This is a genomic window from Janthinobacterium sp. LS2A (assembly GCF_036543145.1).
GTDB classification, from domain to species: Bacteria; Pseudomonadota; Gammaproteobacteria; order Burkholderiales; family Burkholderiaceae_D; genus Janthinobacterium; species Janthinobacterium aestuarii.
Genome location: NZ_JAZHPB010000003.1, coordinates 554,304 through 580,619, shown reverse-complemented (window position 1 = coordinate 580,619; position 26,316 = coordinate 554,304). Strand labels below are relative to the sequence as shown.

Sequence of the window (26,316 nt, the reverse complement as noted above, 5' to 3'; positions counted from 1 at the left end):
AAATGCCGTGCTGTTATTTTGTTAATTTTGTGGCGGCCATGCGACACAATTAACAGTAGATACACGACTTTATCTGATTTCATGGATGAATCAATTTCAAGTACATATTGCTCATTTATAATCACGCGCCATAAGCCCGGACGCTGTCAGCACGATATCAATCCAACTAGTTACCCCATGCTATTTATATTTTAAATATATAAATATGTAAAAAAAATCGTATTTGTCATCCATTTTTTGATGATGCATAGTGAGATGAAGATGATATTAAAAAGTCACAATTCATCTGGGCGATATCGTATGAAGATGGGTATTTGCAGTAAATAAAGGTGAGATGCAGAGTGAAACAAACAGTCGCACAGCTAAATGACGACATTCTTCTGTATTTTGCCGCCGTGTCACAGTCTTGAAATATTTAACAATTACACTCGCGGCTTGCCATGTTAGCCGGGTAAGCATGTGGGATGAATGACACAGGTGCTAGCGCCCTGGGTCGTACGGATCGGATGTGGTTTTTTCCGCCGTTATTGTCTGGATATGAATAGTTGTGATGTGTGGAGCGGCGTTTTGTGATGGTCTTGTCAGGACCGCAGCCAGTCCCGCCGGCGTAACAGTTGCAGCATCGTAAAGAGGAAATATTGTGTTTGTGTTGCTGTGCGGCGCAGCCGGACAGTGGGGCAATCCAGGATTTTCAAAAAATAATAGTCTTTTCTGGGGTTAAAGATGATCAATCACAAGCGACTTCGGCTGACGCAAATCGCGTTAAGCCTGTCTATTGCACTGGCGGCGGCACCATCGTTCGCACAGAACACTACGTCTTCCATCGGCGGCCGTATCTCGGCCAATGACGGCAAGCCGGCAGCTGGTGCCACCGTTACCATCGTGCACACCGAGTCGGGTTCCGTCAGCAATGTAACGACCGATGCGGAAGGCCGTTACGTCGCGCGCGGCCTGCGTGCCGGCGGTCCATACACCATCACCATCACCAAGAATGGTGAAGTGGAAAAACGCGAAGGCGTGTACGTGCAATTGGCTGAAACGGCCAATGTGGACGCCACCCTGGGCGCACAGATGCAAACCGTGAACGTCACGGGCACGGGCGCACGCGCACAGATCTTTAACCGCAGCAATATGGGCGCCGGCACCAACATCGGCCCCAATGAACTGGCCATGCAAGCGTCGATCCAGCGCAATCTGCAAGATTACGCCCGTTCCGATCCGCGTGTTTCGCAAACGGACAAAGAGCGCGGCGAATTGTCCGTTGCCGGTCAAAACTCGCGCTATAACTCGATGACCATCGATGGCGTGGCCGTGAACGACACCTTCGGCCTGGAATCGAACGGCAGCCCGACGGCCAAGCAGCCGATCTCGATCGATGCGATCCAGTCCGTGCAAGTGAACGTCGCCAACTACGACGTGACGCAAAAAGGCTACACGGGCGCCAACATCAACGCCGTGACCAAGTCCGGTACCAATGATGTCAAGGGCAGTGTCTATTACGTGTTCCGTAATGACAGTATGGCGGGTGACCGTTACGACAACGTCAAAGACAGCTATTACGCACCAGCACCATTCCGCGAAACGACCAAGGGCATTTCCGTTGGCGGCCCGCTGATCCAAGACAAGCTGTTCTTCTTTGCAAACAAAGAAAAGCTGGAAAGTACCCGCACGGCACCAAACTTTGGTCCGCTGGGCAGCTCGATGACGAACGTCGGCGTTACCGAATCCGCTATTGCGGGTTTACAGACGATTGCCAAAGAAAAGTACAACTTGCCAGTCGGCACCACCACCGTGCCTGCCGGTACGAAGTTGACGGTTGATGATGTCTTGCTGAAACTGGACTGGAACATCAACGACAACCATCGCGCGATGGTTCGCTATTCCAAAACCGATCAGTCCGAGCCGATGTTTACCGGCGTAACGTCAAGCGGTATCGCCTTGAACTCGGCTTGGCGTTCGCAGGAAAAGTCGATCGAAACCATCGTCGGCCAGTGGTTTGCCGACTGGACGCCAAATTTCTCGACGGAATTCAAAGTATCGTCGCGCGACTATGAAAGTCTGCCGAAGAACAATTCCACCCTGCCAACCATGTCGCTCAAGTTTACGGGTGCCTTGCCGGCGGGATCGCCTGCAGGCGTGTCGACCAACGACCGTTTCCTGAACTTCGGTACCGATCAGTCGTATCAGTTTAACGTCTTGCGCACCAAGACCAAGGATGCCTACCTGGGCGCGAACTGGGCCCTGGGCGATCATGAAGTCAAGTTCGGCGGCGACTTCAGCAAGAACGATGTCTACAATGCGTTCCTGCAGAACATCAATGGCAACTACACCTTCGGCTGTATCAATAATGTCGGATACTCGTTTGTCAAACCAAACGCGGACGGCAGCACTACTTTCAATTGCAACAGTTCAGCCGCTCTTCAGGAACAAGCCGTACTGGAAAATTTCCGTACCGGACGCCCGAGCTCTTACCAGGTGCAAGTACCATTGGCAGGCGGTTCCTTGGAAAACGCCATTGCTGATTTCAGCCTGAAAAACTATGGCTTCTTCGCCCAAGACGTATGGACCGTCAACAAACAGTTGACCGTGCAGTATGGCGTGCGTGTCGACAAGGCCGCCATCAGCGACCGCCCGCTGTATAACGCTGCCGCGGCGGCACCTATGGTTGCTGGCAACCCGCAGACCGGCAAGGTACAAAGCGGTGGTTTTGGTCTGAACAATACGCAAACCATCGATGGACAGACACTGTGGCAGCCACGCGTGGGCTTCAACTACAAGTTCGACAGTGCCCGTCCAACCCAATTGCGCGGTGGTTTCGGCCTGTTCCAGGGCGCGGCGGCCACGGTATGGATGTCGAACCCGTTCGCTAATCCTGGCGTGGCAACCCGTATCGTTGGTTGCGGCACCAGTGGCTTCAAGGCTTGCCCATCGGTAGGTGGCTTGTTCAATCCTGATCCGAACGCTCAGCCGACGAACTTCGCTGATGCCGCACCTGCAGCCAACGTCGACTTCCTGTCGCCTAACCTGCGCCAGCCATCGATCTGGAAGGGCAACCTGGCGTTCGAACATGAGCTGCCATGGATGGGTCTGGTTTTCGGCGCGGAATATCTGCGTACGCAAAACAAGGATGCCATTTACTACGAGCATCTGAACCTGGGTGCAGCGACGCGTACCGGTACCGATGGCCGTGAGCTGTATTACTCGAATACTGCCTACAATACGAATTGCTGGACTTCAACCGGTGGCTTGTCGTCGACCAATGCGGGTTGCTCGGGTTCCTTCGCCAAGGCACTCAAGAACCCTGCGTTCAACAACGTCATGGTTGCGCAGAAAACGGATAAAGGTGCAGGCAATCTGGTGACCCTGTCGGTCAGCCAGCCGATGACCAAAGGCTTTGGCTGGTCGGTTGCCTACACCTATACAGATGCAACGGAAGTGTCGCCGCTGACCTCGTCGGTATCGACGTCGAACTTCAACGCCCGTTCGATTTTCAATCCGAATGAAAACGTCGCCGCCAATTCCGGCTACCTGGTGAAAGACCGCTTCAATGCTGTGTTGAACTTCCAGAAGCGCTTCTTCGACAACTACAAAACCAGCTTCGGCCTGTTCTATGAAGGTCGCAAGGGTAAGCCATACAGCTGGACCTACAGCAATGACTTGAACGGTGACGGCGTCAGCGGCAACGACTTGATGTACATCCCATCGAAACCAGGTTCGGGCGAAGTGGTATTCCGTGGCGATACGGCAACCAACCACGCTAACGAAGACCGTTTCTGGTCCTTGGTCAATGCCAATGGCGACCTGCGCAGTTCGAAAGGCGGCGTGGTGAAGCGTAACGACAGCTTCTCGCCTTGGACCAACAGCTTCGACATGCGTGTCAGCCAGGAAGTCCCAGGCTTCTTCAAAGGCAACAAAGGCGTGTTCACGATGGACTTCTTCAACGTGGGCAACATGATCAACCGCAAGTGGGGCCGTATCAATGAAATGGCTTTCCGCTCGGCTGGTGGTCAAACCCGCAGCTTTGTTGATTTTGCCGGCCTCGATGCTCAAGGCCGTTATATCTACCAAGTGCGTGACAAGGTAGAGGACTACACCGTGCGTCAACAAAAGGGTGAATCCCAATGGGCGATCCAGGCTACGGTCAAGTACGAGTTCTAATCTCGGCGTCTGACTGAAGTTGCAAACGGCTGGTGGCGACACCGGCCGTTTTTTCGTTTTATGTTGTGCTTTCTTGTCATACTCTGATGGGCTTGCGGCGCACGGCGTCCCCCCGGATGAGATAGTCTTTTTGAATACTGATAACCATGTGGGGACCATGAAACATCATCTGACACCACTCGCCGCCGCAGCGGCCCTGACCTTGCTGCTGGCCGCCTGTGCCGCACCTACCGCGCCTTCCGCGACGTCCGTCGATATCCACCTGGTCGCCCTGAACGATTTTCACGGCAACCTCGACCGTAGCAAATTCACCTATACGAGTGCCGCCGATGCCGAGCGCAAGACGGTGCAGGCCGGCGGCATCGATACCTTGTCCGGCGCCCTGACGGCGTGGCGGCGCGAAGATGCGCAGCTGATTTTCGTCGGCAATGGCGACCTGGTCGGCGCCAGCCCCGCCATGTCGGCGCTGTGGGCGGATGAACCGAGCATCGTCGCCATGAACATGCTGGGCATGAGGGCCAGTTCCGTCGGTAACCACGAATTTGACCAGGGCAAGGCGGAATTGCTGCGCCAGCAGCGCGGCGGCTGCGAGTCGTCGCGCGCCGACAAGGCCTGCAAGTTCACGCCCGACTTCAAGGGCGCCAGCTATACCTATATGGCGGCCAATGTGATCGACACGCAGACGGGCAAGTCCCTGCTGCCCGCCTACCGGATCGAAGAGGCGCATGGCGTCAAGGTGGGCTTGATCGGCGCCGTGCTGAAAGATACGCCGTCCGTGGTAACGGCCGCCGGCATTGCCGGCCTGCAGTTCGGCGATGAGGCGGATGCCATCAACGCCACCTTGCCGCAACTGCGCGCGCAGGGCGTGGAGGTGTTCGTCGTGCTGCTGCACCAGGGCGGCGAGACGAGCGAAGCCGTCGACCAGCCTGATTGCAGCCATTTGAAAGGCGAAGTGGTCGACGTGGTGAAACGCCTCGACCCGGCCATTCAAATGGTCATCAGCGGCCATTCGCACCAGGGTTACCTGTGCCGTGTCGATGGCCGGCTGGTGACGCAGGCGCAGATGGGCGGGCATATGCTGACGCGCATCAAACTCAAGGTCGATCCCGTCAAGAATGCGCTGATCGATGCCAGCGCGCAAAACGTTGTCATGTTGCCAGGCATGTATGAGCCGGACCCGGCCGTGGCAGCCTACCTAGCATCGGTCAAGCAGCGCAGTGAGGCTGAATTGTCTCGCCCTGTGGCCGCCATCGCCGTACCGAACGTGGGCCGCAGCACCAAGGGCAGCGGCGCTTCCGCGCTGGGCGACCTGGTGGCCGACAGTACCCTGTTCGGCGCACGCGCTGCTGGGGCGCAAATCGGCCTGATGAACAATGGTGGCATCCGCAAGGACCTGGAAGCGGGCGCCGATCTGATGACGAACGTGGGCCAGAACCAGGCAGTTGTACCGTTCGGCAATACCTTGATCGTCGTCAGCCTGTCTGGCGCGCAAATCCGCACCTTGCTCGAGCAGCAATGGCCGGGTGCCGAAGCGGAAGAGGGCAACCTGCTGCAAGTGTCCGAAGGGTTTAGCTACCGCTGGGACAGCACGCAGCCGCAAGGCCAGCGTGTGCTGCCGGGCAGCATCATGCTCAATGGCATTCCTATTGAGGACAATCAACAATACCGTGTCGCCGCCAACAGTTTCCTGGCCGGCGGCGGCGACCGCTTTACTGTGCTGGCGGCCGGCACGCGCCGGCTCGACACGGGCGTGCGCGACATCGACGCCTTCAGCAATTACCTGACCGCCCGCGCGCGCGCCGGCAAGCCCGCTGGCAGTGCCACGGCGGCCGGCCGCATCGTGCGCGTCAAATAATCTTTACCAGGAAAAAACCATGCGTCGCTTATTTGTTTCTGTCGTTATTTCCAGTCTGTTCGCGGGCACGGCCCACGCGGACTTCACCATTCCCGGCTTTGAGCTCGTGCACACGTCGCCCGTGGAAACGAGCTTGACGAATCCCGACCTGCGCGAGCCCGTAGCCGTCTGGACCGAGTTGTTCGATTCGGCAAAAAAAGAAATCGTCATCGCCCAGTTCTACGCCGTCAGCAAACCGGGCACGGCCTTTGAAAAGGTGCTGGCCAGCCTGACGGCCGCCGGTCAGCGCGGTATAAAAATCCGCTTCCTGCTGGACCAGAAGGGCGTGGGCTTGTCGGAAGCGGCCACCATCGCGCAGATCAAGGCGATTCCGAACCTGGACTTGCGCCTGATCGACTTCAATAAAATCACGGGCAACGGCATCGTGCATGCAAAATACCTGGCCGTCGATGGCCAGGTGGCGTACATCGGCAGCCAGAATTTCGACTGGCGTTCGTTCGAGCATATCCATGAAACGGGCTTGAAAATCACGGAACCCGCCATGGTGAGCCAGGTGCAAGCCATCTTCGAACAGGATTGGCAAGCCCAGGCATTGACGTCGCAAGGCAGCCGCGCCACGGTGCTCAACAGCAAGGTGGTGCCCGCCAACTACGCGCAGAACGCTTTCCTGCTGGCCAGCCCGAACGCCTACAATCCGGCCGGCGTGGGCGACTCGGAAACGGGCTTGCCCGCCTTGCTGGCGCAAGCGCAAAGCGAAGTGCGCATCCAGCTGCTCGATTACGCGCCGCTATCCTACGGCCCGAACCGCACGCGGCCGTACTACGCCGTGATCGACAACGCCGTGCGCGCGGCTGCGCAGCGCGGCGTGAAGATCAAGCTGATGGTGTCAAGCTGGAATACGGAAGCGCCGGCCATCGCCTACCTGAAAAGTCTGGCCCTCGTGCCGAACGTGGACATCCGCATCGTGACGATTCCTGCGGCGTCGACCGGTTTCATCCCGTTCGCACGCGTGATCCATAGCAAGACCATGACCATCGACGGCAAGCTGGCCTGGGTCGGCACCAGCAACTGGGCGGGCGGCTATTTCGACTTGTCGCGCAACCTGGAAGTGGTGCTGCGCAATGAACAGATGGCGCAACGCATTGCCGCGCTGCATGAGCAGACGTGGAGCTCGGCGTATGCGCAGCCGATCGACATCAACAAGCAGTATCCGAAGCCGGCCAAGGCCACGCCGCAAGGCAAGGAGTAATGGTGAACATGCAAAAACTGCTGAGTGTGCTGGCGCTGGGCGCCGCTTTTGCTTCCGGTAATGTGCTGGCCTGGGGCAACGACGGCCACCGCGCTGTGGGCGCCATCGCCGATCAATTGCTCAAGGGTAGCGCGGCCCAGGCGCAAGTGGCCAAGTTGCTGTTGCCGGGCGAAAGCCTGGAAAAGATTGCCAACTGGCCCGATTGCGTGAAAGGCACGTATTGCGGTCCGCAATCGCCGGAAATGCTGACCTATGTAGCGGCTAACCCCAAGCATGGCGAATACCACTACACGAACGTGCCTTTCCAGAACGCGCACTATCACGACCATGGCGTGGGCACGGCCGATGACGATATCGTGCAGACGCTCAAGCAGGCGATCCTGGTGTTGCAAGGCAAGGCTGATGCGGCCAGCAATCCGCACGGCTTCAGCCAGCGCGAAGCCTTGATCCTGATCACGCATTTGGTCGGCGATATCCACCAGCCTTTGCATGTGGGTAATGCTTTTGTTGGCAAGGATGGTCAGTTTTTCGCGCCCGCCACGCAGGAGCAGATCGACGACGTCACCATTTTCAATGCGCGTGGGGGCAATGACTTGCTGCTCGACGATGCGAAGATGACGGCGCTGTCCGATGCCGTGATCCCTGCGCCGCTGCCGGCCGACGATGGCGCGGCCAAGACGGCAAGCAGCTATCCGAAGTCGCCCACCAAGCCCCTGCATTCGTATTGGGACACGACCGTGGTCGATTACGCCATGCGCCGCCTGAGCACGCGCACGCCGCAGCAGTTTGCGCGCTCCGTGATCGCCAGCGCGCCACAAGTGAGCAGCAACACCGGCGACCCTGCCACCTGGCCGTATCAATGGGCCGATGCCTCGCTGGCGGCGTCGAAGATGGCTTTCACGGATGTGGTGGCTGGCCCGGCCACGCAGCAGACCAGCCGCAAGGGCGAGGTCTACAACGTCTGGAGCTTGACGGTGCCGGACAATTATCCCGTGCCCAGCTCGGCGCTGGCCAAGCAGCAGCTGATCGAGAGCGGCTATCACCTGGCGGCCGTGCTGCAGGCGATCTGGCCGCAGTAAAGACGTCATTCGAAAGCGGCCTGCTGGCCGCTTTTTTCATGCCAGGGTGATGGCGATTCCCATCTCGCGGTAGGGCGCGACCAGGGCGTCTGCCACGTCGCGGTGCACGATGATATCGTTGACCTGACTCAAGGGTGCAATTTGAAACGGCGAAGCCGTATTGAATTTTTCCGGCGAGGCCAGCACGACGGTGCGGGCAGACGCGTCGCTCAAGGCACGCTTCACGCACGCTTCTTCATAATCCCCGGTGGTGATGCCCGCTTGCGGATGCAGGCTGGACACGCCCATGAAGTACAGGTCGGCGCGGATGCGGCCGATGGCTTCCACGGTAGCTGCGCCGACGCCCACGATCGAGTGCTTGTACAGGCGCCCGCCCAGCATCAGCACCTCAATCGATGGATGATTCACCAGTTCGACGGCAACCGACGGACTGTGCGTGACGATGGTGGCGCGCAAGTCGCGCGGCAGCTGGCGCGCCAGTTGCACGGCGGTCGTGCCGCCGTCGAGAAACACCACTTGTCCCGTTTGTATCATGGCGCCCGCCGCGCGGCCGATGGCAGGCTTGGCTTCCGGCGAAATCTGTTCGCGGGCCGCAAACGACGCCAGCGCGGGCGAACTTGGCAACAAGGGCAGGGCGCCGCCGTGCACGCGCTCCAATAGCCCTTCCTTCGCCAGCTCGCGCAGGTCGCGCCGTATCGTGTCTTCCGACAAGCCCAGGCTATCGCTGACGGCCTTGGCGACGATCTGTCCTTCGCGCTGGAGCAAGTCCAGCAGGTATTGTTTGCGTTGATGTGTAAGCATGATTTTTCTTGTATTTTCTTGATATTGCACGAGTTTGCATGATAAAGTCGATCCGTGCAAGCACAAGGAGACACTATGCGCGAAGAAAATAGCAAGCAGGAACGGGTCCGTATCCAGGGCGTGCAAACCCTGTCGCACGACTGGTATCTGCTGCAAAAGACCACGTTCGACTATCTGCGCCACGATGGCCAGTGGCAGACGCAGACGCGGGAAACCTATGACCGCGGCGATGGCGCCACCATCCTGCTTTACAACGAAGTCAAGCGCACGGTGATCCTGATCCGCCAGTTCCGCTTTCCGACCTACCGCGAAGGCCACGATGGTTTCCTGATCGAATCAGCGGCCGGCTTGCTGGAGGAGGCCAGCGCGGAACAGCGCATCCGCGCCGAGGTGGAAGAGGAAACCGGTTACCGGGTGGGGCAGGTGCATAAGATATTCCAGGCCTTCATGAGTCCCGGCTCCGTGACGGAACGCCTGCATTTCTTTGTCGCCGAATACGACCCCGCCAGCCGCATCGGTGACGGCGGCGGCCTGGCGCACGAAGGCGAAGATATTGAAGTTCTGGAACTGCCCTTGGCGCAAGCGCTGCAGATGGTGGCGGACGGCCGAATCTGCGACGGCAAGACCATCATGCTGCTGCAGCATGCGCAGCTGCAACTGATGTCGGTCAAACAAGGCATGCAGATACTCGTTGCCGGCCCGTATCGCTCCGGCACGGGCGACGATCCCGCCCGGATGGCGGCGAATGTGGAAGCCATGGAAGCCGTCTGTCTGCCGCTGTACGCCAAGGGCCACATGCCCGTGCTCGGTGAATGGCTGGCCTTGCCCATGCTGGCGCTGGCCGGTTCAAGCCAAGTGGGCGACGCCGTGTATGAGCAGCTGTTCCACGCGCATGCGACACGCTTGCTCAGCCATTGCGATGCCGTGCTGCGCCTCGGCGGGGCGTCCCAGGGCGCCGACCAGATGGTGGCGGTGGCGCGCAGCCTGGGACTGGCCGTGTTTTTCTCGCTGGACGAGATTGCCCAGGCATAAAAAAAGCGAAGCCCGCGGGCTTCGCTTTTCGTTGGCGCAGGCTGAAACTTAGCGCGATTTGACGAACGGGATACCAATTGCTTTTGGTGCGATGGATTTCGCCATCAAGCCCGCCAGCACGATCACGGTGACGACGTACGGCACCATCTGGATCAAGGAACCCGGGATGCGGCCAACGACCGGCAAGTCCACGCCTTCGATCTGGATCTGGATGGCGGCGAAGAAGCCGAACATCAGGCAGCCGAGGAAGGTGTAGACGGGACGCCAGTTGCCGAACACCATGGCCGTGAGGGCCAGGTAGCCGGCGCCGGCCGACATGTCGCGCAGGAAGAAGCCGCTTTGCACGATGGCAAGATACGCACCCGAGAACGAGCACAGGATGCCGGCCACCAGCATGGCCAGGTAGCGCGTCGCTTCCACGCTCACGCCGGCCGAGTCGGCCGCATGCGGGTTTTCGCCGCAGGCGCGCAGGCGCAGGCCGAAGCGTGTGTGGTACAGCAGCCAGTGCACGAGCGGGATCAGCAGGAACGCCACGTAGACGAGGATGGAATGGCCGCCGATCAAGTGGGCGTAGACCCAGCCGATGAACGGGATGTGCTCCACGTATTGCGTGCCCGGCAAGACGACGTCGAACAGGCGCGCCGAACCGAGGTCGGGCGTGCGGCCGCCTTGCTGGAAGAAGAATTGCGCCAGCACGAACGTCAGTCCGCTCATGGCGATGTTGATCGCCATGCCGGCCACCAGCTGGTTGCCCTTTTGCGTGATGCTGACGTAGGCCTGCAGCAGGGCCAGGGCGACGCAGACGAGCATGCCGGCGGCCATGCCGTAATACGGGTTTTGCGTCGTGTAGGCTACGGCGGCGGAAGCAAACGCGCTGGCCAGGATCTTGCCTTCCAGGCCGATGTCGATCATGCCGCTGCGTTCGGCGAACAGGCCGGCCATGGCGGCAAAAATCAGGACGGGCGCATTGCGCACGGTCGATACCAGGATGCTGGCGAATTGAAAGTCGTCGAGTGTCATGGTGTTAGCCTTTGGTGCGCTTGAGCAGGGCGGAAATGGCCGGTGCGTAGAAGTTTTCCATGGCGCCGCAGAACAGGATGATCAAGCCCTGGATGAAAATGAAGGTTTCGGTCGGGATATTCGGTTTTTCCAGCGACAGGTCGAAGCCACCCTGGATCAGCGCGCCGAACAGCACGGCCGACAGGAAGATGCCGACCGGATGCTGGCGGCCCATCAGGGCGATGGCGATGCCGATGAAACCGGCGCCGCCAACGAAGTTCAGCGACAGATAATGCGTCGAACCCATGATGGAATTGACGGAACCGAGGCCCGCCAGCGCGCCCGAGATCAGCATGACGATGATGATCATCTTGCTGATCGACACGCCCGCATAGTGGGCCGCATGCTTGTTCAAGCCCGTGGCGCGCAGCTTGAAGCCCCACGACGAGCGCCACACCATCACGCCGTAAATCACCAGTGCGGCGATCGCCAAAAGAAAACTGATGTTCAGCGGCGTGTCGCCCAAGGATGGGAACCAGGTGGAGAGGCGCGGCATTTCGCCGCTTTCCGCGAACACGCGGCTGGCCGTGTTCTGCTCGCCCGGCGGAATCAGATACTTCACGATAATGAAGTTCATCAGGCTGGCGGCGATGAAGTTGAACATGATGGTGGTCACCACGATGTGGCTGCCGCGCTTGGCTTGCAGGTAGCCGGGCAGGAAACCCCACAGCGCGCCGAACAGGGCCGCGCCGATCATGGCCGCCGGTATCAATAGCCAGGCGGGCAGGGTCTGGTCGAAGGCCAGCATGGCCACCGTCAAGCCCAGGCCGCCGATATACATCTGGCCTTCGGAACCGATATTGAACAGCCCGGCCTGCATTGCCACGGAGACCGACAGGCCCGTGAAAATGAAGGTGCTGGCGTAGAACAGGGTGTAGCTCAAGCCTTCCGGATTGAGGATGGCGCTGTGGACGAGGATGGACAGCGATTCGGCCGGGTCTTCGCCCAGCATATAAATGACCAGGGCTGCGACCAGCAAGGCCGACAGCAGGTTTAACATGGGCATGACAAAGGCTGTCGCCCAGCGTGGCAAGTCGTTATTCATGATTTATGCATTCCCCCCATCAACAGACCGATGCGGGTGGTATCGAATTCTTCAATTTTCAGTTCGCCGGTGATGCGTCCGCCGCACATGACGAGGATGCGGTCGGCCAGCGCCCGCACTTCTTCCAGTTCGACGGACACCAGCAGGATCGCCACGCCTGCGTCGCGCAGGGCCAGCAATTGCGTATGGATGCTTTCGATGGTGCCGATGTCGACGCCGCGCGTGGGCTGGCCCACCAGCATCAGTTTCGGCTTGGCCAGCACTTCGCGCGCGATCACCACCTTTTGCTGGTTACCGCCCGACAGCAAGCCGATGCGCAGGTCCGGATTGGCCGGACGCACGTCGAACGTCTTCAGCAGTTCCGCGCAACGCGCGCCGATGGCCTTGAAGTTGAACAGGCCCCAGCGGTTTTTCAGGTGGTCCTGGTAACCGAGGATGGTGTTTTGCATGACGGAGAAATTCTTTACCACGCCGTCGCGCAAGCGGTCTTCCGGAATGTGGGCGATGCCCAGGTCGCGGAAGGCCAGCGGCAAGCCGTCGGCATCGTGGCGCTTGGCAAACGGCAAGTCCTTGTCGAGAAAACGCAGCTTGCCCGACGTCGGCAAGCGCATGCCGGACAGAATTTCCAGCAACTCGCTCTGGCCATTGCCCGACACGCCCGCGATGGCGACGATTTCGCCGGCGCGCAAGTTGAAACCTATGTCGGCCAGCAATTTGACTTGCTGATCGTCGGCCAATTGCAAGCCGTCCACTTCCAGCACCGTGGCGCCCGGATTGTACGGTGCACGGGGCAAGTGGCTCTGGATGGGGCGGCCGACCATCATGTTGGCCAGTTCCTCTTTCGAGGTGTCGGCGGTCGCCACGGCGCCCACCACCGTGCCGCCGCGCATGACGGTGACGTTGTCGGTGATTTCCAGGATCTCTTGCAGCTTGTGCGTGATCAGGATGATGGTCTTGCCCTGCTCCTTGAACAGGCGCAGGATTTCAAACAGCGAGGCCGTTTCCTGGGCCGTCAGCACGGCCGTCGGCTCATCGAGAATCAGGATATTGGCGCTGCGGTAAATCTGCTTGAGGATTTCCACGCGCTGCTGCGCGCCGACGGACAAGTCCTCGATCTTCGCCAGCGGGTCGACGTCGAGGCGGTAGCGCGCGCAAATTTCGCGCAATTTCGCTTCCGCTTCCGTGCGGTGGCTGGCCAGGCGAAAACCGCCTTCCGTGCCCAGCATGATATTGTCGAGGACGGTGAAGTTCTCGACCAGCATGAAGTGCTGGTGCACCATGCCGATGCCGAGATTGATCGCTTCCTGGCTGTTGCGGATAGGCTGTACTTTCCCGTCTAGCAGGATTTCCCCGCCGTCGGCACGGTAATACCCGTACAGGATGCTCATCAAGGTCGATTTGCCGGCGCCATTTTCCCCCACCAGGCCATGGATACTGCCCTTGGCGATGGAGAAGCTGACGTCGGCGTTCGCCTTCACATGTCCAAAATGCTTGGAAATGCTGCGAAATTCTACTGCTGGCTGCATAGGTTCATAACTGGATAGTTTCATGGAAACGCGCCGCGCGGAGACTGGCCCCGGCGGCGCGCTAAAAGATACGGAGAAAAATTAAACCGGGCAGCTGCTGCCGACGCGGTAATCGATCACTTTGATCTTGCCATCGATAATGTCCTTACGCGCACCCAACACGCGCTTTTCGATTTCCGGCGTAATCAGCTTGCGGTTGTTTGCGTCGAGCGCCCAATCCACGCCGCCTTCTTTCAAGCCTTTATAGCTGACGCCGCCCTTCCAGGTGCCGTTCTTGACTTGCATGAAGCTGTCGTAGACCGTGTTGTCGACGCGCTTGACCATCGAGGTCAGGATGCTGCCTGGATACAGATGATTCTGGTTCGAATCGACGCCGATGGCCAGCTTGCCTTTTTCCTTGGCCATTTGCAGGGTGCCCATGCCGCTGCCGCCAGCGACGGCGAAGACGACATCGACGCCGCGCTCGAATTGCGAGCGGGCCAGTTCGCCGCCCTTGGCCGGGTCATTCCAGGCGCCGGACGTGGTGCCGACCATGTTTTGCGTGATTTCCATCTTCGGATTGACGGCCTTCGCGCCTTGCGCGTAGCCGCAGGCGAAGTTGCGGATCAGGGGAATATCGATGCCGCCGATGAAGCCGACTTTCTTGCTCTTGCTGGCCATGGCCGCCGCCACGCCCACCAGGTAGGAGCCTTCTTCTTCCTTGAAGACAACGGAATTGACGTTGCTGCCGGCGGCCTGGCCGTCGATCAGCACGAATTTCACGTTCGGGAATTCCTTGGCGACCTTTTGCACGGCTTGCGTTTGCGCAAAGCCGATGGCGGCGATCATGTCGAGTTTCTTGCGGGCCAGGCCGCGCATGACTTGCTCGGCTTGCGTATCGCTCGATGCCTGTACTTCGATGAAGGAAATGCCCGTGTCTTTTTTGAAGCGCGATGCGCCTTCGAAAGCGGATTGGTTGAACGACTTGTCGAACTTGCCGCCCGCGTCATACACGACACCCAGTTTTGGGGTAGCCGCGGACGCTTGAGCAGTCAGAAATACGGCTGCGATCGTCAAACTAAATTGTGTAAGTTTCATGAATTGGCTCCTGGAAGATCGATATTGTATATTTTTTATAGGTGAAACATATAATTTGGGGCCGATTTAGCCTGTTTTTGATGCACGAGGTGATAATTCCTTATCAACATTGCACTGTATTGCACAAGATCATTGCTGACCTCGTGTGCTTTCATGTCGTCAGTGTGATGCTCATGCAACAGTCGCGCCCCGTCTCTTTTATAGGTACAACATCGAATGGGGCTGCCGGAGCGGGCTGGGATGCGCCGTCAGATGACGGGCAGGGCAAGCACGGAACCGGCGCCGCGATGGGCGTCCGAATCACTATGCATCATGCCAGATATGTATGACAAATACGTTTTTGTTTATGTATTTATATGCACTGCATATAAATAGGTTTTAAGAACGCATAACAAAACCGTAGCGAGCGGCAGTGAGTTGTGGTCGAGAAGCGGAGCTGTGCGAATGCACAGTGAGCATCGGAGGCCGCAAATCGCGACGCGCAGTAGGTTTTGTTCGCGTTCTCAGGCAGCCGGGGGATTGAGGATATTCAGGAAGGCCCGCACGACGGGAGCGTCGTCGAGTGTCGTGTAGCTGATGTACAGATTCGCCGACGGGGGATTCGTCTTGATCGGCAGAAACACGACGCCGGGCCAGCCGATGCGGCTTGTCGTTTCCGGCACCAGGGTCACGCCCAGGCCCGCGCCCACCATGGCCAGCAGGGTTTGCGGTTCGCTCGCTTCCTGGAAAATCACGGGTTCGAAACCGGCGTTGATGCAGCATTGCACCAGGTAGCGGGGAAACGCGGATTTGTCGAGGTTCAGGGTCAGCATCGGCTCTTCGGCGATGTCGATCAGTTCGATGGACGTGTTTTTCGCCAGCGGATGGTGTTCATTGACGGCCACGCAGACGTTTTCGCGGAAGCACAGTTCCTGGCGCAGATTATCGTGACGCAAGTCGTCGTCGTTGAGCTTGGGTTCGCGCCAGAAGCCCACGTCGATCTGCTTGGCGCGCAAGGCTTCGTATTGCACCGTGGGACCGAATTCATGGATGGTCCAGGTGACGCGGGGAAATTTGGTCTGGAATTCTTCCAGCAAACTGGGGATAGGGCCCCACATGGCCGAGCCGACGATGCCCACGCGTAAGCGGCCCACTTCGCCGCGGTCGATCTGGCGGATGGTGTCGATGGTCATGCGCATCTTGGCCAGCAGGTCGGCTGCTTCGTTCATCAGCGCCTTGCCCGCCACGGTCAGCTCGAAGGTGCGCGTGGTACGGGCAAACAGGCGTACGCCCAGTTCGCTTTCCAGTTTCATGATCTGCTGGCTCAGGGGCGGCTGCGAGATATGCAGGCGCTCGGCGGCGCGGCTGAAGCTTTTCTCCTCGGCAACGGCAAGAAAATACTTTAACTGTTTCAGATCGATGGACATGCTTTCCTTGCGTTGCGTGTTGCTAGGCGATGGAACGGCGCGCAGACCCGTGAAGGTGCGCGCGCTTTCTTTACAGCAGTCCTATTATCGTGCCACGACCGCCTGCATGGCAATGGCCAGTGCCGTGCCGACTTGCGCATTGTGCTTGACGAGGGCGATATTCGTCGCCAGGCTGCGGCCATCCGTCAGCTGCTTGATGCGCGAGAGCAGGAATGGCGTGACTTGCTTGCCTTTCACACCGCCCGCGTCCGCTTCCTGCAGCGCTTGCGCGGTGATGGCATCGATCTCTTCCTTGGGCATCGCTTGCGCGGCCGGCACGGGGTTGCTGACGACCACGCCGCCTGTCAAGCCCAGCTGCCACTTGGTGCCGATGAACGCGGCTTGTTCGGCGGCCGTATCGAGGCGGAAATCGGCCTTGAAGCCGCTTTCGCGCGTGAAGAAGGCAGGAAAACCTTCCTGGCCCACGCTGATGACGGGCACGCCATGCGTTTCCAGGTATTCCAGGGTCAGGCCGATGTCGAGGATGGATTTGACGCCCGCGCAGACGACGGCCACCGACGTTTGTGCCAGTTCCTGCAAGTCGGCGGAAATATCGAAGCTCGTTTCCGCGCCGCGGTGCACGCCGCCGATGCCGCCCGTGACGAACACGGCAATACCGGCCAGTTCCGCGCAGATCATGGTGGCGGCCACGGTGGTGGCGCCCAGCTTGCCTTGCGACAGGACGAACGGCAAGTCGCGGCGGCTGACCTTCATGGCGTCGGGCGAGGTGCCCAGCAATTCCAGCTGCTCGGGCGACAGGCCCACGCAGATTTTGCCGCCGATGATGGCGATGGTGGCCGGCACGGCGCCGCCGTCACGGATGATCTGTTCCACTTCGCGCGCCATTTCCACGTTTTGCGGATACGGCATGCCGTGCGAAATGATGGTCGATTCCAGCGCCACGATGGCCTTGCCGGCGGCGCGCGCGTCGAGCACTTCTTGCGAGAACAAGAGGAAATTCTGTAATTGGGTCATGTCAGTCCTGTTGAAAGAGGGTAGGTGGGGGCGGCGCCAGATCGGCGTCGTCAATGTTGTCGAGTGCGCCAGCGGAAATCTGGGGCGAGACGGTGGCGGCCGATTCCAGGGTCATGGCGGCCAGCTTCAGGCCGCGCCGGCAGGCCAGTTTCAAATCGCTGCTGTCGTGGTATAGCGACCAGCAGACGGCGGCGGAAAACGCGTCGCCGGCGCCCGTCACATCGACGGCGTCCACTTCGCGCGCGGCCAGGTGGACGATGGGGGCGTCCAGGCTGTCGCCATCCGTGAAGTACACGCCTTCGCCGCCGCAGGTGACGATCACCTGGCGCGCGCCCTGGCGCTGCACTTCGCGGCAGGCGGCGCGCAGATCGGTTGCCGTGGGCAAGGCCCGCGCCACGCGCGTTTCCAGTTCACCACGGTTGAGGATCAGCAAGTGCAAGCCCGACAGGTCTTGCGGCAAGTGCGCCATCTTCGGCTGCGAGACGGCGACGATGACGAGCGGCGTCGCGTGAGCCCCATCCTGGCGGGCATCGGCCAGCAGGGCCTGCACGCTGTCGTGGCCCAGGTTCAGGTCGCAGACGGTGAGGGCGGCGGCGGCGCGCTGCGGCTGGCGGCTATGCAAAAAGGCGGGCGTCAGCTGTTCATACAGTTGCATGTTGGCCATCGCCAGCAGCATTTCGCCATGTTCGTCGAGCACGGCCGTGTAGGTGCCGCTGCTGGTATTGCTTAGATGCAAGCTGCCGCGCATGTCGATGCCCGCGTCTTCCGCGTGCGTCTGCAGGGCGTGGCCGGCCGCATCGTCGCCCAGCGCCGTCAGCAGGGCGACGGGGATCGACAAGCGGGCCAGGTTTTCCGCGATGTTGCGGCCTACGCCGCCAAACACTTCTTCCGAACGCACGGGATTCGAGGTGCCCATCTGCAGGGTCGCCAAGGTGCGCATCTTGCGGTCGAGGTTGGCGGCGCCGATGCACAGCACGGGACGGCTGTCGGGCAGCACATAGGCGCGTCCCAGCAGGCGGCGCTCGCGGATCAATCCGGCGATGTGGCCGGCGACGGCCGAGCGCGACAAGCCTAGTTCGCTCGCCAGGTCTTGCTGCGAGATGAAGGGGTTGTTGCGGATCAGCGTGTACAACTGGTCTTTTTTATTGGTATCGGTCACAGGGTTTTCGCTGGGGTTTAAACATTTGTCTGAAACTGTAAACATTTGTCCGATCGGTGTCAAGCTCGTGTCAAGCGTGCATGAAAAACCTTCGTATGGAGCTTGTATGCATGCATTTTCCAGGGATGGCAGGCTGAGGCTAGCCTCGACTATAATGTCGGCCATTTATATTTGAATTGTATAAATGGGCAAGAAAAATGGTATTTGCCATACATATTCCGTTTGATGCATAGTGGCGGCAAATAGAGGCAATACGCATTTCGATATACCTGTAACACCATACATACCCGATACCTGGGCGCGATATTTTGCCTATACCGCCGCGCAGGCAGCAACCAATCACCATTAGTCAATCAGAGGATAACCATGTCGAACAACACCCCTTTCCACGCCGCCGAAATCATCCGTGCCCGCGCTCCTGAAAATTTCAAGCCGCGCGTGGCGATGATCCTCGGCTCCGGCCTGGGTGTGTTGGCCGAGCAGATGACGGACGCCGTCAGCATCAGCTTTGACGAATTGCCGGGCTTCCCGATCAGCACCGTGCACGGCCATGCCGGCGAACTGGTGATCGGCACCCTGTCGGGCGTCGCCGTCGTCTGCATGAAGGGCCGTGGCCACTTCTACGAAGGCTATGGCATGGGCGTGATGACGAGCGCCATCCGCACCCTGAAACTGCTGGGCTGCGAAATGCTGTTCGTCACCAACGCCGCCGGTTCCCTGCGCCCTGAAGTGGACGCCGGCAGCCTGGTGGCCATCAGCGACCATATCAACCTGCTGCCAGGCACGCCGATGGTCGGCCCGAACGACGACCGCTTCGGCCCGCGCTTCTTCAGCATGGCCAACGCCTACGATGCGGATCTGCGCAATCTGGTCAAGGACACGGCTGCCGCGAACGGCATCACCCTGCACGAAGGCGTGTTCGTCGCCTACCCTGGCCCGAACTTCGAGACGGCCGCTGAAATCCGCATGATGGCCCGTCTGGGCGCCGACACGGTCGGCATGTCCGTGGTGCCGGAAGTGGTGTCGGCCCGTCATTGCGACCTGAAAGTGGTGGGTGTGTCCGTTATCACCAACCTGGCCGAAGGCATGTCGCCATTCGCCCTGTCGCACGAACAAACCCTGAAGTACGCGGCCATCGGCGCGAAAGACCTGGTCAAGCTGATCCTGGCTTTCCTGGCCACCGTGGCCGCCAAACCGCAAGCCTAAGCACTTTTCTTGACGCAGTAGCGGCGCGCCACTTAGCGGCGCTGCCGCGCGGCAGGCCGGGAAAATCCGGCCTACACTGTTCGCATCATCTTCGCATCACTCCATAAAGCGAGCCTTATCATGTCACGCGCATTTATCCTCCTGCTTGATTCTTTCGGCCTTGGCGCGACGCCAGACGCCGCCAAGTATGGCGACGCAGGTGCCAATACCTTTGGCCACATTGCCAGCACTGTCGCCAAAAGCGGCAAGACCTTGAAACTCCCGAACATGGAACGCCTGGGACTGGGCGCCGCGGCGCACCTGGCCAGCGGCGAATGGGCCACGGGCTTCGACCAGCGCGACGGCTTTACCGGTGCCTACGGCGCGGCGCGCGAGCGCTCCACCGGCAAGGACACGCAGAGCGGCCACTGGGAAATCGCCGGCGTGCCCGTCGAATTCGACTGGGGATATTTCCCCCGCACGACGCCGTCGTTCCCGGCCGACCTGACCGACAAGCTCAAGGCCATGTCCGGCGTGCCGGGCTTCCTCGGCGACTGCCATGCCTCGGGCACGGACATCATCAACAAGCATGGCGACGAGCACGTCGCCACCGGCAAGCTGATTATCTATACGTCGGGCGACTCGGTGATGCAGATCGCCGCGCACGAAGAATCGTTCGGCCTCGAGCGCCTGTACGCAGTGTGCGAAATGGCCTTCAAGCTGGTCGAGCCGTACAACATCGGCCGCGTCATTGCCCGTCCGTTCACGGGCAGCAATGGCAACTACACGCGCACGTCCAACCGTCACGACTACGCCGTCGCACCACCCGCGCCGACCCTGCTCGACCACGTCAAGAATGCGGGCGGCGAAGTCGTCGGCCTGGGCAAGATCAGCGACATTTTCGCTACCCAGGGCATCTCCAGAGTCGTCAAGGGCGTCGACAACATGGCGCTGTTCGAAGCGCTGTTGAAGACGGCCGATGAAGTGCAGGACAAGTCGCTCACCTTCGTGAACTTCGTCGATTTCGACCAGGCGTTCGGCCACCGCCGCAACGTCGAGGGCTATGCCGACGCGTTGCGCGAAATGGATGCGCGCCTGCCGGAATTCATGGCCAAGCTCAAGGAGGGCGACCTGGTCGTGATCACCGCCGACCATGGCTGTGACCCCACCTGGCATGGCTCCGACCACACCCGCGAACACATACCGATGATCTTCTTCGGCCCCGGCGTCGCCCCGCGCGCACTGGGCATTTCCGAGACCTTCTCCGATATTGGCCAAACCCTCGCCAAACACCTTGGCGTACCACCACTTGCTAATGGAACCAGCTTGTTATGACACTCATGCATCCCGAATTCAAGCGTAACGAGGCCGTTGGCCTCGACCTGGGCTGGATCAACCAGATCCGCGTCAACCGCGCCGCGACAGACCGCCGCGCGGCCAGCCTGGCAAACCGCCGTACCGTGAAAAAGGAATACCAGGCCGCCTGGCTGGTGAAAGCCATCCAGATGATCGACCTGACCACCCTGGGCGGCGACGATACGCCGGGCAGAGTCGAACGCCTGTGCATGAAGGCCATGCGCCCGCTGCGCGCCGACCTGATGGAGGCACTGGGCCTGACTGACTTGAGCACCGGCGCCGTGTGCGTGTACCACGAGATGATCCAGCCGGCCGTGAAAGTCATCCAGGGCCGCTTGCCCATCGCCGCCGTATCGACGGGTTTCCCGGCCGGCCTGACGAGCATGGAAACGAAGCTGCGCGAGATCGAGCTGTCGGTCGCCGCCGGCGCTTCCGAGATCGATATCGTCATCACGCGCCAGCACGTCCTGAATGGCAACTGGCAAGTGCTGTACGACGAAATGCTCGCTTACCGCAAGGCGTGCGGCGAAGCGCACGTGAAGGCGATTCTCGCCACGGGCGACTTGCTGACCATGGAAAACGTGGCCAAGGCATCGTGGGTCTGCATGATGGCCGGCGCCGATTTCATCAAGACTTCCACCGGTAAAGAGGGCGTGAACGCCACCATTCCCGTGGCCCTGACGATGGTGCGCACGATCCGCGAATACCACGAGCAGACGGGCTTCCAGGTGGGCTTCAAGCCGGCCGGCGGCGTCAGCTCGGCCAAGAGCGCGCTGCAATACCTGACCCTGATGAAGGAAGAGCTGGGCAACGAATGGCTGCAGCCGCACCTGTTCCGCATCGGCGCTTCCAGCCTGCTGACCGACATCGAGCGCCAGCTCGAGCACTACGTCACCGGCAGCTACTCGGCCAATCATCGTCACGCACAACCTTAAAGAACAATCGTCATGCCAACAATTAACGAGATTCTCAATACTATGGACTACGGCCCTGCTCCCGAAAGTCAAAAAGAAGCGCAGGCGTGGCTCGATGGCCACCAGCGCACATTCGGTTTGTTCATCGACAATGCCTGGAGCGCGCCAGCGGAACTGTTCGCCTCGACCAATCCTGCCGACGGCACGCAGCTGGCCGAACTGACGCAAGCGACCGACGCCGACGTGGAACGCGCCGTCGACGCGGCGCGCCGCGCGCTGCCCGTATGGCAGGGCATGGGCGGCCACGGCCGCGCGAAAGTCATGTACGCACTGGCCCGTTTGCTGCAAAAGCATTCGCGCCTGTTCGCCGTGCTGGAAACCCTGGACAACGGCAAGACCATCCGCGAGACGCGCGATATCGACCTGCCGCTGGCCGCGCGCCATTTCTACCATCACGCCGGCTGGGCGCAGCTGCAGTCGGAAGAGTTCGCCGACTACCGCGCCGTGGGCGTGGTAGGCCAGATCGTGCCGTGGAATTTCCCCCTGCTGATGCTGTCGTGGAAAATCGCTCCGGCCCTGGCCGCCGGTAACACGGTCGTCTTCAAGCCGGCAGAATTCACATCGCTGACCGCCATGCTGTTCGCCGAATTGTGTGTGCAGGCGGGCGTGCCGGCCGGCGTCGTCAATATCGTCACCGGCGACGGCCGCGTGGGCTCGGCCATCGTCAACCATCCTGGCGTCGACAAGATCGCGTTTACGGGTTCGACCGAAGTGGGCCGTTTGATCCGCGAAGCGACGGCCGGCAGCGGCAAGAAGCTGTCGCTCGAATTGGGTGGCAAGTCGCCGTTCATCGTCTTTGAAGACGCGGACCTCGATGGCGCCGTGGAAGGCCTGGTCGATTCGATCTGGTTCAACCAGGGACAAGTGTGCTGCGCCGGTTCGCGCCTGCTGGTGCAGGAATCGGTCCAGGAACGCTTCCTGAACAAGGTGCGCGCGCGCATGGAAAACCTGCGCCTCGGCTCGCCCCTGGACAAGTCGATGGACGTGGGGGCGCTGGTCGACCCCGTGCAGCGCCAGCGCATCGCCGCGCTCGTCGATTCGGCCCGCGCCGAAGGCTGCGACGTGTGGCAACCGGCGTGCGAACTGCCGGCTGACGGTTCGTGGTTCCCGCCGACCCTGATCACGGGCGCGTCGACCTCGGCCGCCGTGGCGCAGGCTGAAATCTTCGGCCCCGTGCTGGTGGCCATGAGCTTCCGCACGCCGCCCGAAGCGGTGCAGCTGGCGAACAACACGGTGTACGGCCTGGCCGCCAGCGTGTGGACCGAGTCGATCAGCCTGGCCCTCGATATCGCTCCCGCCATCAAGGCTGGCGTGGTGTGGATCAACAGCGCGAACCAGTTCGATGCGGCGTGCGGCTTCGGCGGCTACCGCGAATCGGGCTTCGGCCGTGAAGGCGGCCGCGAAGGCATGCTGGAATACATGACGGCCCTGGCCGAAGATGCGCGTCCGGCCCTGCCGGTGGTGGAAGCGAAAGCCAAGGCCAACGTGAAGCCGGCGCCAGCCGATCCATTCGCCATCGACCGCACGGCCAAGATGTACATCGGCGGCAAGCAGGCGCGCCCTGACAGCGCTTACAGCGCGCCCGTCTTCGGCGCGAATGGCGCCCTGCTGGCCGAAGTGGGCGTGGGCAGCCGCAAGGACATCCGCAACGCCGTCGAAGCGGCCCATAAAGCGTCCGGCTGGACCAGCGCCACGGCGCACAACCGCGCGCAAGTGCTGTACTACATCGCTGAAAACCTGGCAGCGCGCGCCGACGAATTCGCCGCCCGCATCGCCGCCATGACGGGCAGTAAAAATCCCGAGAAGGAAGTGCAGGCCTCGATCGAACGCCTGTTCTACTACGCCGCCTGGGCCGACAAGTACGACGGCCTGGCGCACCAGCCGCCAACCAAGGGCATCACCGTGGCGCTGAACGAAGCGGTTGGCGTGATCGGCATCGTCTGCCCGAATGAAGCGCCGTTACTCGGCTTCATTTCGCTCGTCGCCCCGGCCATCGCGCTGGGCAACCGCGTGGTGGTGGTGCCGTCGGAAGCGCATCCGCTCTCCGCGCTGGACCTGTACCAGGTGTTCGACACGTCCGACCTGCCTGGCGGCGTCGTCAATATCATCAGCGGCAACGCCGATGAACTGGCGCGCACCCTGGCCACGCACGCCGACATCGACGCCGTCTGGCGCCATGACGGATCCGCCGAAGGCTGTGCGGAAGTCGAGCGCCTGTCGGCCGGCACCCTGAAGCGCACCTGGGTCGGTGGCGCCAAGGGCCGCGACTGGTACAGCGCCGCCCAAAGCGGTGGCCGCGCCGTGCTCGCGCATGCGTCGCAAGTGAAAAACGTGTGGATTCCTTACGGCGTCTAAGTTTGTAAAGCAGGATAGTGGGGCCGGTTCTTCCGCGCAGCGATGCGCGGGGGCGCCGGCCCCAAGTTGCTTTCGCCAGCAAGGCGTGTAGGTCGGATTAGCCCGCAGGGCGTAATCCGACAAGGCCGCTGGATCGACATCAGCATTTGAATAGGACATCGGGAGCTATCATGTTTCTAACTCAGGAAATCATTCGCAAGAAGCGCGACAAGGGCGTATTGAGCGCCGAGGAAATCCAGTTTTTCGTGCGCGGCATCACTGACGGCAGCGTCAGCGAAGGGCAGATCGCGGCGCTGGGCATGGCCGTCTATTTCAACGACATGAACATGGACGAGCGCGTGGCGTTCACCCTGGCCATGCGCGATTCCGGCCATGTGCTGGACTGGCGCTCGCTGAACCTGCCTGGCCCCATCGTCGACAAGCATTCGACGGGCGGCGTGGGCGATGTGGTCTCCCTGCTGCTGGGCCCCATGGTCGCCGCGTGCGGCGGCTACGTGCCGATGATCTCGGGCCGCGGCCTGGGCCACACGGGCGGCACGCTCGACAAGTTCGACGCCATTCCCGGCTACTGCACGGTGCCGGACAATGCATTGTTCCGCAAGGTGGTGCAGGATATCGGCGTGGCCATCATCGGCCAGACGGCGCAGCTGGCGCCGGCCGACAAGCGTTTCTACAGCATCCGCGACGTCACGGCCACGGTGGAATCGGTGGCCATGATCACTGGCTCCATCCTGTCGAAGAAACTGTCGGCCGGGCTGGACGCGCTGGTGATGGACGTGAAAGTGGGTTCGGGCGCCTTCATGCCGACCTACGACAAGTCGGTGGAACTGGCCGAGAGCATCGTCGCCGTCGGCAATGGCGCGGGCATGCAGACGTCGGCCATTCTGACGGACATGAACGAGTCGCTGGCGCCGTACGCGGGCAATGCGCTGGAAGTGCGCGGCGCCATGGATTACCTGACGGGTCGTTCGCGTCCCGCGCGCCTGCATGAAGTCACGCTGGCGCTGTGCGCCGAGATGCTGGTGCTGGGCGGCCTGGCCGCCACCGAAGAGGAAGCACGCGTGAAACTGATGGCGGCCCTCGATGCGGGCGAGGCGGCCGAGCGCTTTGCGCGCATGGTGTCGGCCCTGGGCGGCCCGGCCGACCTGGTCGAACATCCGGACAAGCACCTGGAACAGGCGCCGTTCATCGTGCCGGCACCGGCGCTGTCGGCCGGCTTTGCCAACGTGCGCGATTGCCGCGCCATCGGCCTGGCCGTCGTGGCCCTCGGTGGTGGCCGCCGCCGTCCGACGGACAGCATTGATTTCGCCGTCGGCCTGACGGACTTGGTTGGCCTGGGCGAGCCAGTGTCCGTGGGCCAGCCGCTGGCCATGGTGCACGCGCGCACGGCAGCGGCGGCGCAGCAAGCCGTCAGGGAAATCCAGGAAGCGTATGCCATCAGCGCGGTGGCGTTGACGGGCAATCCCGTGATTTATCGTACGATACGACCTTAAACTAAACCCAGAAGCAAAGTCTGGGGTCGTACCCTCAGGGTACGACCCCGGCATCTTGCTGCTGGGGTTGAAAAGAAAAATCAAATGAACAACCAAGAACTGATCGCCGAAGCCAATGCCGGCCGTGAACTGGCCTACGCGCCATACTCGCGCTTTAAAGTGGGCGCGGCGCTGCTGTGCAAGGATGGCCGCGTCTTCCGTGGCTGTAACGTGGAAAACGCCGCCTATGGCCTGTGCAACTGCGCCGAGCGCACGGCGTTTTTCAGCGCCATCGCGCATGGCTGCAAGCCGGGCGACTTCGCCAAGCTGGCCGTCACGGGCGATACGGCCGAACCGATTTCGCCGTGCGGCGCCTGCCGCCAGGTGATCTTCGAGATGGGCGGCACCGACTTGCCGGTGATCCTGACGAACCTGAAAAACGATGTCATGGAAGTGACGGCGGGCTGGCTGCTGCCGCACGGCTTCGGCAATTCCGACCTGGACATGAAGTAAC

General features: G+C 60.8%; 18 protein-coding genes and 1 pseudogene. 11 read left to right on the top strand and 8 right to left on the bottom strand.

From position 1 onward, the window contains the following. Positions 1–723 precede the first annotated feature (723 nt). The 4 genes from V3C40_RS12735 to V3C40_RS12720 all read left to right on the top strand — a co-directional run bounded on the left by V3C40_RS12735 (position 724) and on the right by V3C40_RS12720 (position 8,341). Positions 724–4,158: a TonB-dependent receptor gene (locus V3C40_RS12735; RefSeq protein WP_331777607.1), complete on the top strand. Its 3,435-nt coding sequence runs from the start codon at positions 724–726 to the stop codon at positions 4,156–4,158. Positions 4,159–4,315: 157 nt separating this feature from the next. Further along, on the top strand, positions 4,316–6,013 hold the full coding sequence (locus V3C40_RS12730; protein ID WP_331777606.1) for a bifunctional metallophosphatase/5'-nucleotidase: 1,698 nt from the start codon (positions 4,316–4,318) through the stop codon (positions 6,011–6,013). Between the two features lie 19 nt (positions 6,014–6,032). Beyond that, a complete protein-coding gene (locus V3C40_RS12725; protein ID WP_331777605.1) occupies positions 6,033–7,262 on the top strand; it encodes a phospholipase D-like domain-containing protein in 1,230 nt (409 codons plus the stop codon). A gap of 8 nt (positions 7,263–7,270) precedes the next feature. Beyond that, positions 7,271–8,341 (top strand): S1/P1 nuclease, encoded by a 1,071-nt coding sequence (locus V3C40_RS12720; protein ID WP_331777604.1) that lies wholly within the window; start codon positions 7,271–7,273, stop codon positions 8,339–8,341. A 36-nt stretch (positions 8,342–8,377) separates the two neighbouring features. Here the strand turns inward: V3C40_RS12720 and V3C40_RS12715 are convergent, their stop codons facing one another. After that, positions 8,378–9,142 (bottom strand): DeoR/GlpR family DNA-binding transcription regulator, encoded by a 765-nt coding sequence (locus V3C40_RS12715; RefSeq protein ID WP_331777603.1) that lies wholly within the window; start codon positions 9,140–9,142, stop codon positions 8,378–8,380. Between the two features lie 75 nt (positions 9,143–9,217). Here V3C40_RS12715 and V3C40_RS12710 point away from each other — a divergent pair. Then, positions 9,218–9,802, top strand: a pseudogene (locus tag V3C40_RS12710) (NUDIX domain-containing protein); the annotation flags it as partial. 420 nt (positions 9,803–10,222) lie between these two features. Here V3C40_RS12710 and V3C40_RS12705 read toward each other — a convergent pair. The 7 genes from V3C40_RS12705 to V3C40_RS12675 all read right to left on the bottom strand — a co-directional run bounded on the left by V3C40_RS12705 (position 10,223) and on the right by V3C40_RS12675 (position 18,460). Next, positions 10,223–11,194, bottom strand: a complete 972-nt coding sequence (locus V3C40_RS12705; protein WP_034754516.1) for an ABC transporter permease — start codon at positions 11,192–11,194, stop codon at positions 10,223–10,225. 4 nt (positions 11,195–11,198) lie between these two features. Then, positions 11,199–12,278, bottom strand: coding sequence for an ABC transporter permease (locus tag V3C40_RS12700; RefSeq protein ID WP_046685488.1), 1,080 nt, complete (start codon positions 12,276–12,278; stop codon positions 11,199–11,201). After that, entirely contained in the window at positions 12,275–13,804 is a 1,530-nt protein-coding gene (locus tag V3C40_RS12695; protein ID WP_331777602.1) for an ABC transporter ATP-binding protein, read from the bottom strand. The genes V3C40_RS12700 and V3C40_RS12695 overlap by 4 nt, the downstream gene beginning before the upstream one ends. Positions 13,805–13,885: 81 nt before the next feature. Then, positions 13,886–14,881: a BMP family lipoprotein gene (locus V3C40_RS12690; RefSeq protein ID WP_034754523.1), complete on the bottom strand. Its 996-nt coding sequence runs from the start codon at positions 14,879–14,881 to the stop codon at positions 13,886–13,888. Positions 14,882–15,384: 503 nt separating this feature from the next. Beyond that, positions 15,385–16,287 (bottom strand): LysR family transcriptional regulator, encoded by a 903-nt coding sequence (locus tag V3C40_RS12685; protein ID WP_034754538.1) that lies wholly within the window; start codon positions 16,285–16,287, stop codon positions 15,385–15,387. An 84-nt stretch (positions 16,288–16,371) separates the two neighbouring features. Then, positions 16,372–17,301 carry a pseudouridine-5'-phosphate glycosidase gene (locus tag V3C40_RS12680; RefSeq protein ID WP_331777601.1) on the bottom strand — a complete coding sequence of 310 codons (930 nt, stop codon included), beginning with the start codon at positions 17,299–17,301 and terminating at the stop codon, positions 16,372–16,374. 1 nt (position 17,302) lies between these two features. Continuing rightward, the gene (locus tag V3C40_RS12675; RefSeq protein WP_331777600.1) at positions 17,303–18,460 is read right to left on the bottom strand and encodes a carbohydrate kinase; all 1,158 of its coding nucleotides are present in this window, start codon (positions 18,458–18,460) and stop codon (positions 17,303–17,305) included. A gap of 366 nt (positions 18,461–18,826) precedes the next feature. Between V3C40_RS12675 and xapA the strand changes: the two genes are divergently transcribed. The 6 genes from xapA (at position 18,827) to V3C40_RS12645 (ending at position 26,315) form a co-directional block, all read left to right on the top strand. After that, positions 18,827–19,666: a xanthosine phosphorylase gene (xapA, locus tag V3C40_RS12670; RefSeq protein WP_058050228.1), complete on the top strand. Its 840-nt coding sequence runs from the start codon at positions 18,827–18,829 to the stop codon at positions 19,664–19,666. Between the two features lie 120 nt (positions 19,667–19,786). Next, a complete protein-coding gene (locus tag V3C40_RS12665) occupies positions 19,787–20,980 on the top strand; it encodes a phosphopentomutase (RefSeq protein ID WP_131374317.1) in 1,194 nt (397 codons plus the stop codon). Continuing rightward, the gene (gene deoC, locus V3C40_RS12660; protein WP_034754550.1) at positions 20,977–21,936 is read left to right on the top strand and encodes a deoxyribose-phosphate aldolase; all 960 of its coding nucleotides are present in this window, start codon (positions 20,977–20,979) and stop codon (positions 21,934–21,936) included. Before V3C40_RS12665 ends, deoC begins: the two co-directional genes overlap by 4 nt. 12 nt (positions 21,937–21,948) lie before the next feature. Continuing rightward, a complete protein-coding gene (locus V3C40_RS12655) occupies positions 21,949–24,330 on the top strand; it encodes an aldehyde dehydrogenase family protein (RefSeq protein ID WP_442907253.1) in 2,382 nt (793 codons plus the stop codon). 170 nt (positions 24,331–24,500) lie between these two features. Beyond that, positions 24,501–25,823: a thymidine phosphorylase gene (gene deoA / locus V3C40_RS12650; RefSeq protein ID WP_331777599.1), complete on the top strand. Its 1,323-nt coding sequence runs from the start codon at positions 24,501–24,503 to the stop codon at positions 25,821–25,823. A gap of 84 nt (positions 25,824–25,907) precedes the next feature. Further along, a complete protein-coding gene (locus V3C40_RS12645) occupies positions 25,908–26,315 on the top strand; it encodes a cytidine deaminase (RefSeq protein ID WP_442907252.1) in 408 nt (135 codons plus the stop codon). Position 26,316 lies beyond the last annotated feature (1 nt).

What these genes read in the sequence shown, in the direction of transcription:
- V3C40_RS12735 (WP_331777607.1), top strand. Translation starts at nt 724, where the DNA reads ATGATCAATCACAAGCGACTTCGGCTGACGCAAATCGCGTTAAGCCTG.
- V3C40_RS12730 (WP_331777606.1), top strand. Translation starts at nt 4,316, where the DNA reads ATGAAACATCATCTGACACCACTCGCCGCCGCAGCGGCCCTGACCTTG.
- V3C40_RS12725 (WP_331777605.1), top strand. Translation starts at nt 6,033, where the DNA reads ATGCGTCGCTTATTTGTTTCTGTCGTTATTTCCAGTCTGTTCGCGGGC.
- V3C40_RS12720 (WP_331777604.1), top strand. Translation starts at nt 7,271, where the DNA reads ATGCAAAAACTGCTGAGTGTGCTGGCGCTGGGCGCCGCTTTTGCTTCC.
- V3C40_RS12715 (WP_331777603.1), bottom strand. Translation starts at nt 9,142, where the DNA reads ATGCTTACACATCAACGCAAACAATACCTGCTGGACTTGCTCCAGCGC.
- V3C40_RS12705 (WP_034754516.1), bottom strand. Translation starts at nt 11,194, where the DNA reads ATGACACTCGACGACTTTCAATTCGCCAGCATCCTGGTATCGACCGTG.
- V3C40_RS12700 (WP_046685488.1), bottom strand. Translation starts at nt 12,278, where the DNA reads ATGAATAACGACTTGCCACGCTGGGCGACAGCCTTTGTCATGCCCATG.
- V3C40_RS12695 (WP_331777602.1), bottom strand. Translation starts at nt 13,804, where the DNA reads ATGCAGCCAGCAGTAGAATTTCGCAGCATTTCCAAGCATTTTGGACAT.
- V3C40_RS12690 (WP_034754523.1), bottom strand. Translation starts at nt 14,881, where the DNA reads ATGAAACTTACACAATTTAGTTTGACGATCGCAGCCGTATTTCTGACT.
- V3C40_RS12685 (WP_034754538.1), bottom strand. Translation starts at nt 16,287, where the DNA reads ATGTCCATCGATCTGAAACAGTTAAAGTATTTTCTTGCCGTTGCCGAG.
- V3C40_RS12680 (WP_331777601.1), bottom strand. Translation starts at nt 17,301, where the DNA reads ATGACCCAATTACAGAATTTCCTCTTGTTCTCGCAAGAAGTGCTCGAC.
- xapA (WP_058050228.1), top strand. Translation starts at nt 18,827, where the DNA reads ATGTCGAACAACACCCCTTTCCACGCCGCCGAAATCATCCGTGCCCGC.
- V3C40_RS12665 (WP_131374317.1), top strand. Translation starts at nt 19,787, where the DNA reads ATGTCACGCGCATTTATCCTCCTGCTTGATTCTTTCGGCCTTGGCGCG.
- deoC (WP_034754550.1), top strand. Translation starts at nt 20,977, where the DNA reads ATGACACTCATGCATCCCGAATTCAAGCGTAACGAGGCCGTTGGCCTC.
- V3C40_RS12655 (WP_442907253.1), top strand. Translation starts at nt 21,949, where the DNA reads ATGCCAACAATTAACGAGATTCTCAATACTATGGACTACGGCCCTGCT.
- deoA (WP_331777599.1), top strand. Translation starts at nt 24,501, where the DNA reads ATGTTTCTAACTCAGGAAATCATTCGCAAGAAGCGCGACAAGGGCGTA.
- V3C40_RS12645 (WP_442907252.1), top strand. Translation starts at nt 25,908, where the DNA reads ATGAACAACCAAGAACTGATCGCCGAAGCCAATGCCGGCCGTGAACTG.